General features: G+C 62.7%; 18 protein-coding genes. 7 read left to right on the top strand and 11 right to left on the bottom strand.

Annotated features, from left to right (window positions below):
• Positions 1–97 precede the first annotated feature (97 nt).
• From YH63_RS06815 to YH63_RS06810, 3 genes are all read right to left on the bottom strand, one after another.
• Positions 98–475: a hypothetical protein gene (locus tag YH63_RS06815; protein ID WP_046828251.1), complete on the bottom strand. Its 378-nt coding sequence runs from the start codon at positions 473–475 to the stop codon at positions 98–100.
• A gap of 138 nt (positions 476–613) precedes the next feature.
• Positions 614–790, bottom strand: coding sequence for a hypothetical protein (locus YH63_RS21585; RefSeq protein ID WP_170978637.1), 177 nt, complete (start codon positions 788–790; stop codon positions 614–616).
• Positions 791–815: 25 nt separating this feature from the next.
• Complete coding sequence (locus YH63_RS06810; protein ID WP_046828252.1) at positions 816–1,637, bottom strand: hypothetical protein; 822 nt, start codon at positions 1,635–1,637, stop codon at positions 816–818.
• A 209-nt stretch (positions 1,638–1,846) separates the two neighbouring features.
• On the opposite strand from YH63_RS06810, the gene YH63_RS06805 reads away from it, so the two are divergent.
• Positions 1,847–2,881: an aspartate-semialdehyde dehydrogenase gene (locus YH63_RS06805; RefSeq protein WP_046828253.1), complete on the top strand. Its 1,035-nt coding sequence runs from the start codon at positions 1,847–1,849 to the stop codon at positions 2,879–2,881.
• Positions 2,882–2,914: 33 nt separating this feature from the next.
• Entirely contained in the window at positions 2,915–3,496 is a 582-nt protein-coding gene (locus tag YH63_RS06800) for a TIGR00645 family protein (protein ID WP_046828254.1), read from the top strand.
• 45 nt (positions 3,497–3,541) lie between these two features.
• On the opposite strand, the gene YH63_RS06795 is transcribed toward YH63_RS06800, so the two are convergent.
• Complete coding sequence (locus YH63_RS06795) at positions 3,542–4,201, bottom strand: carbonic anhydrase (RefSeq protein WP_046828255.1); 660 nt, start codon at positions 4,199–4,201, stop codon at positions 3,542–3,544.
• Positions 4,202–4,385: 184 nt separating this feature from the next.
• Between YH63_RS06795 and YH63_RS06790 the strand changes: the two genes are divergently transcribed.
• Positions 4,386–5,267, top strand: a complete 882-nt coding sequence (locus YH63_RS06790) for an HpcH/HpaI aldolase/citrate lyase family protein (protein ID WP_046828256.1) — start codon at positions 4,386–4,388, stop codon at positions 5,265–5,267.
• Positions 5,268–5,389: 122 nt separating this feature from the next.
• On the opposite strand, the gene leuD is transcribed toward YH63_RS06790, so the two are convergent.
• Positions 5,390–5,995 (bottom strand): 3-isopropylmalate dehydratase small subunit, encoded by a 606-nt coding sequence (gene leuD, locus YH63_RS06785; RefSeq protein WP_046828257.1) that lies wholly within the window; start codon positions 5,993–5,995, stop codon positions 5,390–5,392.
• 118 nt (positions 5,996–6,113) lie between these two features.
• Positions 6,114–6,512: a metallopeptidase family protein gene (locus YH63_RS06780; RefSeq protein ID WP_046828258.1), complete on the bottom strand. Its 399-nt coding sequence runs from the start codon at positions 6,510–6,512 to the stop codon at positions 6,114–6,116.
• A 220-nt stretch (positions 6,513–6,732) separates the two neighbouring features.
• On the opposite strand from YH63_RS06780, the gene YH63_RS06775 reads away from it, so the two are divergent.
• From YH63_RS06775 to YH63_RS06765, 3 genes are all read left to right on the top strand, one after another.
• A complete protein-coding gene (locus tag YH63_RS06775) occupies positions 6,733–7,005 on the top strand; it encodes a hypothetical protein (protein ID WP_433995093.1) in 273 nt (90 codons plus the stop codon).
• A 363-nt stretch (positions 7,006–7,368) separates the two neighbouring features.
• Positions 7,369–7,653: a hypothetical protein gene (locus tag YH63_RS06770; RefSeq protein WP_052753845.1), complete on the top strand. Its 285-nt coding sequence runs from the start codon at positions 7,369–7,371 to the stop codon at positions 7,651–7,653.
• Between the two features lie 215 nt (positions 7,654–7,868).
• The gene (locus YH63_RS06765; RefSeq protein ID WP_046828260.1) at positions 7,869–8,273 is read left to right on the top strand and encodes a hypothetical protein; all 405 of its coding nucleotides are present in this window, start codon (positions 7,869–7,871) and stop codon (positions 8,271–8,273) included.
• 80 nt (positions 8,274–8,353) lie between these two features.
• On the opposite strand, the gene leuC is transcribed toward YH63_RS06765, so the two are convergent.
• Positions 8,354–9,766: a 3-isopropylmalate dehydratase large subunit gene (gene leuC, locus YH63_RS06760; RefSeq protein WP_046828261.1), complete on the bottom strand. Its 1,413-nt coding sequence runs from the start codon at positions 9,764–9,766 to the stop codon at positions 8,354–8,356.
• A gap of 138 nt (positions 9,767–9,904) precedes the next feature.
• On the opposite strand from leuC, the gene YH63_RS06755 reads away from it, so the two are divergent.
• Positions 9,905–10,318: a VOC family protein gene (locus YH63_RS06755; RefSeq protein WP_046828262.1), complete on the top strand. Its 414-nt coding sequence runs from the start codon at positions 9,905–9,907 to the stop codon at positions 10,316–10,318.
• A gap of 81 nt (positions 10,319–10,399) precedes the next feature.
• On the opposite strand, the gene rplS is transcribed toward YH63_RS06755, so the two are convergent.
• From rplS to rpsP, 4 genes are all read right to left on the bottom strand, one after another.
• A complete protein-coding gene (rplS, locus tag YH63_RS06750; RefSeq protein WP_046828263.1) occupies positions 10,400–10,798 on the bottom strand; it encodes a 50S ribosomal protein L19 in 399 nt (132 codons plus the stop codon).
• Positions 10,799–10,900: 102 nt separating this feature from the next.
• Positions 10,901–11,629 (bottom strand): tRNA (guanosine(37)-N1)-methyltransferase TrmD, encoded by a 729-nt coding sequence (gene trmD / locus YH63_RS06745; RefSeq protein WP_046828264.1) that lies wholly within the window; start codon positions 11,627–11,629, stop codon positions 10,901–10,903.
• Between the two features lie 16 nt (positions 11,630–11,645).
• Complete coding sequence (gene rimM / locus YH63_RS06740) at positions 11,646–12,179, bottom strand: ribosome maturation factor RimM (RefSeq protein WP_046828265.1); 534 nt, start codon at positions 12,177–12,179, stop codon at positions 11,646–11,648.
• A gap of 9 nt (positions 12,180–12,188) precedes the next feature.
• Positions 12,189–12,521, bottom strand: a complete 333-nt coding sequence (gene rpsP, locus YH63_RS06735) for a 30S ribosomal protein S16 (RefSeq protein WP_046828266.1) — start codon at positions 12,519–12,521, stop codon at positions 12,189–12,191.
• Positions 12,522–12,523: the final 2 nt, after the last annotated feature.

The following is a 12,523-nucleotide window of genomic DNA, read 5'->3' as shown; positions in this document are numbered from 1 at the left end:
GGCTTGAGCCGGGCATTTTCGTTGGGGTATGACCCCGAAAAGTGGAAACCGGTTTTCGGATCGGGTCATACCCGATTGAAAAGCGATCGCTGAAAAATCAGTAGAGCGGGAACGGGAACGGCGTGCCGGTGTCCCACTGGTCGCCGAGCGGACGGCGGCTGGTGTACAGCCGGTCGATCTGCTGGCCGTAGGAATAGCCGGGCGGGAAGGCGTAGTCGGTGAACTTGCGCTCGCCGGGGACGACCTCGGTGCCGGCATCGAGCCACGAGCGGCGCGTCACGTAAACGCGGGTCCGGCCGCGCTGGTAGGACGAGTTGACCGCCTTGCGCGGCGGACCGTCGTAGGTCGGGTCGTTCTCGATGGTGCGCTTCCGGGACTGGGCATCGGCGGCGGTTGCGCCAAGCGCGACCACTGCAACCGCAGCGCTCGCCAGCAGGAGCGCCAGAACCTTCGCGCCAGAAGACTTCAAAGCCATTATATCCTCACGGGAATTCCAATTGCGTCGCACCATACCCGCTCGGAACGGGGTGCCACAAGGACTAAAGGGCCACACTTGTTCGGCATATTGCGCGGGTCTGTCCCAAGGGGGCCGGCCACGCGCGAATCGTCCGTTTTAGAGCCGGCGGGGCGGGCGCGGCGGCCGGGTATCGGTGGTTTGCGCCACCGGCTCGGCAGTGCAACGCGGCGACCGCTTCATTCGTTCCTCAAAGAAGGTCTGCGCGGCGGCGGTGGGCAGCACGCCCTTCACGCTGATGCGGTCTATCATGCAGGGATTTTGACCGAAGGACATTTTCAAATTTCTGTAATTGGTCGTCTCAATTCTGTGTGAGTCCGCCGCGCAATTGCGGAGCCTCGCTGGATGCGATCCAGTTCGTTGATGTGATGGTCGTCGGGTTGCAGCTGTGGCGCCTGAGTTCGGCGCGCGCGAACAGCTCGGCCATTTTCGGATCGTTGCCCGCGGACAACAGGATCAGCCGGTTCAGGGTGCAGCCGATGAAGGCCCGCTGGCCGGCCAGCGTATCGGCCTGACAGGCCCATCCGCTGATCCGAACGCTCGGGGTCGTGAAGGTCTTGGCAAAGCCCAGGCAGGCCTGCTTGCCGTGCGGGGCAGCCCCGCTGAAACGGCTCAGCGGGACGTGGCCGAATTTGGTGTCGATGAAACCGGCCGGCTCGGTCGCCTCCGTGACTTGTCCGGCCATCCGGGCTGCAACATCGGCGTCAACGGCGGCGAATGCATCGAGCTCACCGCCGGGGCGGTAAATCTCGACTTCCGCGGTCGGGGCGTGGCCGGCGGTTGCGGCCCAGCGCAGGATATCCTTGCGGCCGCCTTCCGGGTGCCGGAGGATTTCGTAAGCATCTGTTCTGTCGTATAAATCCAGCTTGCTGATGGCGAAGGCCGGATGCGGGCGGCTGGCCGGCGTCCAGCCGGGGGCCGAGGGGAGCGCCGGAAGTCCGGTATTGGCCGCGACCGGCACAACGGACACCAGATCCACCGCGATGACGGCGAGCACGGCGAGGCCGCAGACATAAGCCAGAACACGGACGGCGAGCGCGCTGCATTCGTCGGCGAAGCTGCGCAAGGCCGGATGAATGCCGGAGGCATCCTGGAGGGGCTGATCGAGCAGGATCGGGTTCATATATGACTCGCGGCGGACGTTCTGTTCCGGTCATAAAACGGGAACGAGCTTCCGCCGTGGCGATGGTCGCAAGACCTGCTGCCACTTGACGTCCAACCTGCCCCCGCAGTTGCTTCTGCGTTGTATTTGGGCCGTTTTTCGCATAGAAGCGCTCGCTCTTCCCTTCCGCAGGCGGCGGTGGCGAAGCATTTTTCTTCGGAGAGTCAACGATGGGTTACAAGGTTGCGCTAGTTGGAGCGACCGGCAACGTGGGCCGGGAAATGCTCAACATCCTGGACGAACGCAGTTTTCCGGCTGACGAGGTGGTCGCATTGGCCTCCCGCCGCAGCATGGGCGTCGAAGTGTCCTATGGCGACCGCACCCTGAAATGCAAAGCGCTGGAGCACTACGATTTCAGCGATGTCGATATCTGCCTGATGTCGGCCGGCGGCGCCGTGTCCAAGGAATGGTCGCCGAAGATCGCGGCCGCAGGCGCTGTGGTGATCGACAATTCGTCGACATGGCGGATGGACCCTGACGTGCCGCTGATCGTGCCCGAAGTGAATGCGGACGCTGTTGCCGGCTTCACCAAGAAGGGCATCATCGCCAACCCGAACTGCTCGACCGCGCAGCTCGTGGTGGCACTGAAGCCGCTGCACGACAAGGCAGTGATCAAGCGCGTGGTGGTCTCGACCTATCAGTCGGTGTCCGGTGCCGGCAAGGATGCGATGGACGAGTTGTTCTCGCAGACCAAGGCCGTCTACACCAACAGCGAACTGATCAACAACAAATTCCCGAAGCGTATCGCCTTCAACGTCATCCCGCAGATCGACGTGTTCATGGAGGATGGCTACACCAAGGAAGAGTGGAAGATGATGATGGAGACCAAGAAGATTCTTGATCCCAAAATCAAGATGTCCGCGACCTGCGTGCGCGTGCCGGTGTTCGTCGGGCATTCCGAAGCCGTCAACATCGAGTTCGAAAATCCGATCTCGGCGGACGAAGCCCGCGACATCCTGCGCACCGCGCCGGGCTGTCTCGTGATCGACAAGCGCGAGCCCGGCGGTTACGTCACGCCGTATGAAGCCGCGGGCGAGGACGCGACCTACATCAGCCGCATCCGCGAGGACGCGACGGTGGAGAACGGCCTCGTGCTGTGGTGCGTATCGGACAATCTGCGCAAGGGCGCCGCGCTGAACGCGATCCAGATCGCGGAATGCCTCGTCAACCGCAAGCTGTTGCAGCCGAAAAAGAAAGCAGCCTGAGCAGCACTTCAGGACACGGGGGCCGGGACCAGGATGACGAACGAGCCATCTGAGCACCGGCCCGCCACTGCCGAGTATGCGCCGAATCCCACGCTCAAGCGCGGCGAGAAGGCGTTTGAAACCGTGCTGTTCAACAGCCGCTGGCTGATGGCGCCGTTCTATCTCGGGCTCGTCGTCAGCCTCGTCGTGCTGCTGTTCAAGTTCGTCCTGCTGCTGATCGAGTTCGTGCTGCACGCGCCGGCGGCGAAGGAATCCGACATCATTCTCGGCGTGCTGTCGCTGATCGACGTGTCGCTCACCGGCAATCTCATCCTGATCGTGGTGTTCTCGGGGTACGAGAACTTCGTTTCGCGGATCGATCCGCGCGGCCATCCCGACTGGCCGGAATGGATGACCAAGGTTGATTTCGCCGGGCTGAAGCAGAAGCTGCTGGCGTCGATCGTCGCGATTTCAGCAATACAGGTGCTGAAGGCCTTCATGAACATCGATGTGGCGTTCGACGCCCAGAAGCTCGGCTGGCTTGCCGGCATCCATCTTGTATTCGTCGTCTCGACGCTGCTGATCGTATGGTCGGACAAGCTCGGCGGTCACGGCGCCGCGGACAAGGCCCACTAGCGCTTCTTCCGCCGAACGGACTGCCGCCCGAATGCGCGCCCAACTCTATGTCTGGGACGCCAGGGCGCTTTGATAGACGCGGCTGAATTCGTTGGTCGACTGATCGACGATGGACAGTGAGCCTTCGGCGACGCCGAAATAGGCGCCGTGCAACTGCAGTTCGCCGCTTCCGACGCGATTCTTCACGAACGGAAACGTCATCAGGTTTTCGAGGCTGCGCAGAATCGCGGCCTTCTCGATCCGCGTCACGAACTGCTGCATGGTTTCGTGATCGCGCTGCGCGACCTTCTCGCCCGGCTTGACGAACATCGACATCCATTTGCCGATGAAGTCGCCTGGCGACAGCGGCGCGCTGTCGTCGACGAAGGCGCGAATGCCGCCGCATTGCGCGTGCCCGAGCACGACGATGTGTTTTATTTTCAGGACCTGAATCGCATATTCCAGCGCGGCCGAGACGCCGTGCGCGTTCCCGTCGGGCTGGAAGACGGGCACCAGGTTGGCGACGTTGCGCACGACGAACAGTTCGCCCGGTCCGGCGTCAAAGATCACTTCCGGCGATACGCGGGAATCGCAGCAGCCGATCACCATGACTTCGGGGGATTGGCCGATTTGCGACAGTTCGCGGTAGCGCGACTGTTCGGTAGGCAGGCGCTGGGTGACAAAGGTCTGGTAGCCGGCGAGCAGGTGTTCGGGAAAGGGTGACATGGGGGCCTCGCAAAATCTTTCCAGTGTCCTTTGAATTCGAAGCACGCGACGGACGTGCCGCAAAAACGAGGCGAGCTTCGGATTCAGGACACCGGTTGGCTAACCTAGGAGCGCCGCCGGAACAAGCCTTTCGGCGGCAGGGCCGAAGTGCTACTCAGGCTGCTTCCCCAATGGAAACCCGACCATGATCCGTCCGCGCCGCAGTGTCTTGTTCATGCCGGGTTCGAATGCACGGGCGCTCGACAAGGCGCGGAACCTGCCCTCCGACGGCGTTATCCTGGACCTTGAGGATTCCGTCGCGCCCGACGCCAAGCCGATGGCTCGCGGCCAGATCGCGGATGCCGTCGCCGCCAAGGGATTCGGCAAGCGGGAGATCATCATCCGGATCAACAACCTGGAGTCGCCGTGGTGGCAGGACGATCTGGCGATGGCCGCCGCCGCGCAGCCGGACGGAATTCTGGTGCCGAAAATCTCGAGCCCCGAGGACGTGAAAAAGCTGGAGGAGCGGCTGCGCGCGCTCAAGGCTGCTCCTGCAATTTCCCTCTGGGCCATGATCGAGAGCCCGATCGCGGTTCTGTCCGCACAGCAGATCGCGGCCACGGCGCGCGAAGGCGACAAGCGGCTGGCCGGCTTCATCATGGGGCCGAACGACATTGCGCGCGAAACCCGGATGCGAATGCTGCCGGGCCGCACAGCGATGCTGCCGCTGTTTACCCATTGCATCGTGGCCGCGCGGGCCGCGGGTATCGAGATTCTCGACGGTCCCTATAACGACATCAGCGACGTCGCAGGTTTCGCGAAGGAGTGCGCGCAGGGCCGCGACATGGGTTTTGACGGCAAGACGCTGATTCACCCGGGCCAGATCGATGCGGCCAACGCCGCCTACACGCCGCCTGCCGAGGAGATCGGCCGTGCGCGCAAGATCATGGGCGTGTTCGATCTGCCGGAGAACGCGAACAAGGGCGTGGTTCAGCTCGACGGCCAGATGGTCGAGCGGCTGCATGTCGAAATGGCCAAGCGGACCATCGCGATCGCCGACGCGATCGCGGCGTTGAAGGCGAGTTGAGATAACTCTGCTCGTCATGCCCGGGCTTGTCCCGGGCATCCACGTCTATCTGTTTTAGAAGCCCAAGACGTAGATGGCCGGGACAAGCCCGGCCATGACGTAGTTTATCAATTCGGTTTGAATCACAGCCACGGACGTTCGGTTTTTTCCTTTGCCTCGAACACGTCGATCGACTTGCCCTTCTCCATCGTCAGGCCGATGTCGTCGAGACCGTTCAGCATGCAGTGCTTGCGGAACGGATCGAGCTCGAACTTGATCGTGCCGCCGTCGGGACCGCGGATTTCCTGCTTTTCAAGGTCGATGGTCAGCGTGGCGTTGGCGCCGCGATCCGCATCGTCGAACAGCTTGTCGAGTTCGTCCTGCGAGACGCGGATCGGCAGGATGCCGTTCTTGAAGCAGTTGTTGTAGAAAATGTCGCCGAACGAGGTCGAGATGATGCAGCGGATGCCGAAATCTCCCAGCGCCCATGGGGCGTGCTCGCGGCTCGAGCCGCAGCCGAAGTTGTCGCCGGCCACGAGAATCTTGGCGTTGCGATAGGACGGCTTGTTGAGGACGAAATCCGGGTTCTCGCTGCCATCGTCCTTGTAGCGCTGTTCGGAAAACAGTCCCTTGCCGAGGCCGGTGCGCTTGATGGTCTTGAGATACTGCTTCGGGATGATCATGTCGGTATCGACATTGATGATCTTCAGCGGCGCCGCGACGCCTTCGAGGGTCGTAAACTTGTCCATCAGAGCTTCCGGATGAGAGTGGGCCGGTCACGGGTCTGAACCCGGATTAGAGAGGTTCTTATCGCGATTAGAAGGGTCCGCAAAGGGCCAAATTGGCGCAAATTCGGTCCGCATTTCCTCAGGCGACGCTCGCCTCGATCGTTTCCATGTCGTCGTCGGACAACCCGAAATGGTGCCCGATCTCGTGCACCAGAACATGGGTGATGATGTTGCCCAGCGTCTCGTCGTGCTCCGCCCAGTAATCGAGGATCGGGCGGCGATAGAGCCAGACCATGTTCGGCATGGGCGCCACGTCGCCGCTGGAGCGGAACGGCAGGCCGACGCCCTGAAACAGCCCGAGCAGATCGAACTCGCTCTCGGCCTTCATCTCCTCGAGGACTTCGTCCGAAGGAAAATCGTCGATCTGGATGATGACGCCCTCGCACAGCGCGCGGAAATGTTTCGGCAGCCGCGCGAAGGCGTCATGCGCGATGGCTTCCATTTCGGCAAGGCTGGGGGATTTCGCGGTCGGCCACATCGGTCCTGTTTAGAAGGCTTGGCCGTCGGGGCCAAGGGGGCGGGGGATCAAGGAGCGACGGGACGCCGCCGTGCCGAGACACGCCTGTTGACGCGCGCGCCCTGATCGGGGACTTTGCCGCCCGTCGATTGGAAAGAGTACGGGACGGCGCTTCATGATGCGGGCAGGGACTTCGGCCATTCTCTCCGGTCTCTTGGGCCTTTTCGCAGGTCTGGTTGTTATGGCTCTTCCAGCGAGCGCGCAGGCGCAATCGACGGCGACTCACGTCAAGACGGGTGGTCACAAGACAGGTGGTCACGGGCTCACGGCAGACGAATTTTCTGCCCAGAGCCGCGAGGTCGTTCGCCGTCCACCGCGCCGCGTTCGGATCTATCGCGGTTCGACCTATCCCGGTCCGAATTCCAAGCGCGTCTGCAACGCCTACTACGAGCAGGAATACCGCCCGAGCGGAACGGTGATCGTGCCGCGCATGAACTGCTACTGGAGCGGCTAGCGTAGTCCGCAAAAGCAGGCAGCAGATTTGCGATTCGTTTTCTGCGTGCGGCTCCTGCCGACAGCGATGACCACAGCGCATCATTCATAGCGACGATCCGCGGCAATGACATTGCGTTCAATGTCCGCAAGCGGCGGCCACCTGCGTGACCAACGCGACACCCCTGTGTTGACGACATTGTGAAACGGTGCGCCGGCCGGTTTTCCCGCGCACGCCGCGTGCCTGCCAATGCGTTCATCAATGCGGCACGGACATTCAGGACGCATTCACGTCGCTCTTCCTAGCCTGACCTCAACGTATTCGGGTGAAGGTAATGCGATGCGCCGGAATTCGTTTGAGACCTGCACATCAAGGAGAGTGTTCATGAAGATGAATGTCAGAACGATTTTTGGACTTGCAGCCGTCGCCGGCCTGCTGGCGGTGACCGCGCCGGCCGACCGCGCGGACGCCATGTCACTGATCAATCCGGGCAGCAGTTCGGCGGCGAAACAGGCCTCCGAGACCATGACGACGGATGTGCACTGGCGCCGGCACCACCATCATCATCGCATGCATCGTCATCACGGCTGGCACGGACACCACGGCTGGCACCGGCGGCATCATGGCTGGCACGGGCATCGCCACTGGTATCGCCGCCACTGGTCCTGATTGCGCTTCGGTCGGAGCAGCAGCATGATCAGGCACGGTGAAGATTGATGTCATGATCTTGCTGCAAACCCGACGTCAATCTTGGTCCAGGCGAGGCCGCGTCGGCGGCTTCGTCCGGGTCGCGCGTCAGCCGACGCCGTTGAGACGAAATGAAACGGAAATCGGCAATGCGCGTTATCTTCAACGTGTCGAGCAACGATCGGAGGAGAACTGCAATGAGAAAGCTTGTGGGAGCCGCGGCCGTCGCTGCCGCTCTTTCATTGGCCGGCTGGATGACGCTCGTGCCCGCGAGCGCCGCGCCGCCGGTCTCGCCTGGCCATGACGCGCGACTGGCGGATGAAGCCAAGCCGACGGATGTCAGCTCACGCCGCCGCTATTACCGGCGCTATGGCTACTATGGCCCGCGTTACTACAGACCGTATTACCGGCCGTATTACCGTCCCTACTACAGGCCGTATTATGGCTACGGGTATGGCTATCGGCCGTACTACCGTTCCTATTATCGGCCGGCCTATTACCGGCCTTATGGTTTCGGCGGCTATCCGTACGGAGGATATGGCTACGGCTACGGCGGCCCCCGTTACTATGGACCCGGCTTCAGCATCGGCTTCGGCTGGTAATCCGGACAAGACGCAAAAAGAAACAGGCGCCCGAAAGGACGCCTGTTTTTGTTTGATCGATCTTGATCGCTGCGGCTGGCTCAGGTCGCGTGCCACTCGCGGATGTCGACGAAATGCCCGGCGATGGCAGCCGCGGCCGCCATGGCGGGCGACACCAGATGGGTGCGGCCCTTGAAGCCCTGACGGCCTTCGAAGTTGCGGTTCGAGGTCGAGGCGCAGCGTTCTTCCGGCGACAGCTTGTCGGGATTCATCGCAAGGCACATCGAGCAGCCCGGCTCGCGCCATTCGAAGCCGGCCTTGATGAAGATCTTGTCGAGCCCTTCGGCTTCGGCCTGCTCCTTCACGAGGCCCGAGCCCGGCACGATCATCGCATTGAGGTTGCCGTTGACGGTGTGACCGGCGACGACTTTGGCGGCGGCGCGCAAATCCTCGATGCGCCCGTTGGTGCAGGAGCCGATGAAAACGCGGTCGAGCTTGATGTCGGTGATCTTCGTGCCGGCCTTGAGGCCCATGTAGTCGAGCGCACGCTGCTTCGAGAGCCGCTTGGCTTCATCCGCGATCTTCTCGGGGTCCGGCACGAAGCCCGAGATCGACACGACGTCCTCGGGCGATGTGCCCCAGGTCACGATCGGCGGCAGCTTCGCGGCGTCCAGCCGGATCTCGGCGTCGAAATGCGCCCCGTCGTCGGTGCGCAGCGTCTGCCAGTAACGCATCGCGGCGTCCCATGCGGCACCCGTCGGCGCCATCGGGCGGCCCTTCAGGAATTCATAGGCCTTCTCGTCGGGCGCGATGAGGCCCGCGCGTGCGCCGCCTTCGATCGACATGTTGCAGACCGTCATGCGGCCTTCCATCGACAGCGCGCGGATCGCGTCGCCGGCGTATTCGAGCACATAGCCGGTGCCGCCGGCGGTGCCGATCTCGCCGATGATCGCGAGAATGATGTCCTTCGCGGTGACGCCGTCGGGCAACGTGCCGTCGACGGTCGCGCGCATGTTCTTGGCCTTCTTCTGGATCAGCGTCTGGGTGGCGAGCACGTGCTCGACCTCCGACGTACCGATGCCGTGCGCCAGTGCGCCGAATGCGCCATGCGTTGAGGTGTGGCTGTCGCCGCAGACGATCGTGCTGCCGGGCAGCGTGAAGCCCTGCTCCGGACCAATCACGTGCACGATGCCCTGACGCTTGTCGTGCTCGTTGAAATATTCGACGCCGAATTCACGCGCGTTCTCGGCGAGCGTGGCGATCTGCTCGGCGCTTTCCGGATCGGGATTGGGCTTGGAGCGATCGGTGGTCGGGACGTTGTGGTCCACGACGGCGAGCGTCTTCTGCGGCGCGCGAACCTTGCGGCCGGTGTTGCGCAATCCCTCGAACGCCTGTGGCGAGGTGACCTCGTGAACAAGATGGCGGTCGATGTAGAGCAGGCAGGTGCCGTCGGGCTGCTCATCAACCAGATGGTCGTTCCAGATCTTGTCGTAGAGAGTCGTCGCTTTGGCCATTTTCGTCGTCCGATTTAACTGCCCGGATGGGTGTTTAGGGGGCCTTTAGGCCGCCGGTAGCACAGGCGGCCTTTTTACTCGCTTAACTTTCAAGGGGAAAGTATCCTGACGAGATAATAGCTTACGCAGGATGGCACAATGTCTCCACGCCCGCCGGTTGCACCGTATCTCACCGTTTCGCCAGCCGCCGGCGCGATTGCCTTCTACACCGCCGCTTTCGACGCCAAACAGAAGGCGCTGATGCCGGCGATGGACGGCATGCGCATCCTGCACTGCGAACTCGAGATCAACGGCGGCGCGCTGTTTCTGTCCGACGCGTTTCCTGAATTCGGCACCGCGCGCACGCCGCTGCCGGGGGAACCGGTCACGATGTCGATCAGCCTCGAATTCGAAACAGGCGAACAGGTGGACGAGGTGTTCACCCGCGCGACCAAATTGGGGGCGAAAGGCGAAGTGACGCCGACCTATTCGTTCTGGGGCACGCGGACTGCAATCGTGCGCGACCCGTTCGGTCATCGCTGGATCATGAACGGGCCGCTGAAGCAGAAATAGGCGCGGCCGAACCCGATTCAGACAACAAAAAAGCGCGGCCATGAGCCGCGCTTTTTACGTAATTCATCAAGCGCTGCGCGATTACTTGCCCGAAGCGACCTTGAGCGCTTCTTTTTCGCGGTTGTCCTGCTTTTCGACGATGCGCGCCGACTTGCCGCGCAGACCGCGCAGGTAATACAGCTTGGCGCGACGCACCTTGCCGCGACGCACGAGCTTGATCGAGTCGATCATCGGCGAGTAGATCGGGAACACGCGCTCCACGCCTTCGCCGTAGGAAATCTTGCGGACGGTGAAGCTCTCGTGGATGCCGCCGCCGTTGCGGCCGATGCAAACGCCTTCATAGGCCTGCACGCGCGAACGCTCGCCTTCGACAACCTTGACGTTGACGATGACGGTGTCGCCCGGACCGAAATCGGGAATCGTCTTTCCGGCGGAAAGCTTTTCCAGCTGCTCTTTGTCGAGCTCTTGAATGATGTTCATCACAAAACTCCATCAGCGGCGCGCCCGGAAGGGGCTGCGCGGAAATTCGTATCCAGCACGTGCACGGATTGGCCGGTCGTATACGCCATAGCCGCCCCGTTGTCACCCTTTGGTCGTGTCTTTTCGTGACCTTGGAGCGACGTTCTGGGCGATTTTGGTCGTCCAGAGGTCCGGCCGTCGGGCTTTGGTCAGGGCTTCGGCCTCCGCCTGCCGCCAGGCTGCGATTCGGGCATGGTCGCCCGACACCAGCACGTCCGGGATGGTCCGGCCCTCGAACTCCTGCGGGCGGGTATACTGGGGGTATTCCAGTAGTCCATCCGAGAAACTCTCGTCGGTTCCGGAACTTAGCTTGCCCATAACGCCCGGCAGAAGCCGGACGCAGGCGTCCAGGAGGGCCAGCGCTGCGATTTCACCCCCGGAGAGGACATAGTCCCCGATGGACACTTCCTCGAGCCCACGGGCCTCGATGACCCGCTGATCGATCCCTTCGAATCGCCCGCAGACGATCAGCGGTCCGGGGCCGGCCGCGAGTTCCGTCACCTTTTTCTGGGTCAGCGGAGCGCCGCGCGGGCTCATCAGGAGGCGCGGGCGGTCCGGAGCAATGTCGGCGGCGTCGATGGCCGCTGCCAGCACGTCGGCGCGCAGCACCATGCCGGGTCCGCCGCCGGCCGGGGTGTCGTCCACGCTGCGATGTTTGTCGGTGGCGGCGTCGCGGATGTCGCGCGCATCAAGCGCCCACAGGTTCGATGCCAGAGCCTTGCCCGCGAGGCTGATGCCGAGCGGGCCAGGAAACATCTCCGGAAACAGCGTGAGCACGGTGGCGCGCCACATGGTTCGGGTATCCCGTTCAGATATCCGCGTCGCGCGGAGAATCGCCTTCGATTTCTTGCGGCATCACGATCACCACATGGCCGTCGGCGAGATCGACCGTCGGCACCACCGCGTCGGTAAACGGCAGCAGCAATGTCGAGCCTAGCGGCGGCGCGATTTCGATGATGTCGCCCGCGCCGAAATTATGGATGGCGAACACCTTGCCGATCTCGGTGCCCGCCGGATCGAGCGCGCGCAGTCCGATCAGGTCGGTGTGGTAGTATTCGCCTTCGTCCGTTTCGGGAAGTTTGCCGCGATCGATGTAAAGCTCAAGGCCGTTGATGCGTTCGGCGTCTTCGCGGGTCGCGATGCCCTTGAGCACGGCAACCAGATGATCCTTGGCGATACGGGCGCGCACCACTTCGAACTGGCGCGTGCCATCCTTGGTCGAGAGCGGGCCGTAATCGATCACCGCCATCGGGTCTTCGGTGAACGGCCACAGCCTCACTTCGCCGCGCACACCGTGCGCGGCGCCGATTCTTGCAACACAGATCGGCGCCGCTCTTTTCATTTAGCGGCGTTATGCCTTGGCGGCGGCTTCGGCGGCAGCCTTGCGCTCCTTGCGCGGAACGGCCTTCTCCGGATTGTTGCGCACGGTGCGCTTGGCAACGCCGGCGGCATCGAGGAAGCGCATCACGCGGTCCGACGGCTGCGCGCCCTTGGCGAGCCAGGCCTTGACCTTCTCCATATCGAGCTTGAGGCGCAGCTCGTTGTCCTTCGGCAGCAGCGGGTTGAAGTAACCGAGACGCTCGATGAAGCGGCCATCGCGCGGAAAGCGCGAGTCGGCGACGACGACGTGATAGACCGGACGCTTCTTGGTGCCCGCGCGCGCGAGGCGGATAACGACTGACATGC

It is taken from the genome of Afipia massiliensis (genome assembly GCF_001006325.2).
GTDB lineage: Bacteria > Pseudomonadota > Alphaproteobacteria > Rhizobiales > Xanthobacteraceae > Afipia > Afipia massiliensis_A.
This window is presented reverse-complemented; position numbering and strand designations above follow the sequence as displayed.